Annotated in this window: 1 protein-coding gene; it reads left to right on the top strand. The window is 74.0% G+C overall.

Annotated elements, in window-relative coordinates; all coding sequences use genetic code 11:
- On the top strand, positions 1–481 hold a 481-nt coding region (locus tag CCN72_RS31150), incomplete at both ends, for a L,D-transpeptidase family protein (protein WP_244174567.1).

A 481-nucleotide genomic window follows, 5' to 3' on the forward strand; every position in this document is an offset into this window, starting at 1 on the left:
CCTGCGCGGCGGCACCTGGACCCGGGCCGGTTCCGCACCGGCGCGGTTCGGCGCGAAGGGGCTGGTCGAGGGGAACGCGCGCACCCAGGGCACGGACACGACGCCGACCGGGTTGTACGACCTTCCGTTCGGGTTCGGGGTCAAGGCGGCGCCGGCCGGCACGGGGATCTCCTACCGGGCGGTGAAGGAGAGTTCCTGGTGGTGCCAGGACAACGCGTCGTCGTCGTACAACCGCTGGACGGATCCGCTGCCGGGCGACTGCCGGGCCGCGGAGGCGGAGCATCTGAGCGCGTACGCCGGGCAGTACGCGTACGCGCTCGTCGTGGGGTTCAACTACCACCGGCCGGTGCGGGGGCGGGGCGCCGGGATCTTCCTGCATGTCGACGGGGCCGGGGCGACGGCCGGTTGTGTGTCGGTGCCGGAGGACGCCATGCGGCGGATCCTTCGGTGGGTGGTGCCGGGGGCCGCGCCGCGTATCGCC

The organism is Streptomyces murinus, assembly GCF_002154555.1.
Lineage (GTDB): Bacteria > Actinomycetota > Actinomycetes > Streptomycetales > Streptomycetaceae > Streptomyces > Streptomyces murinus.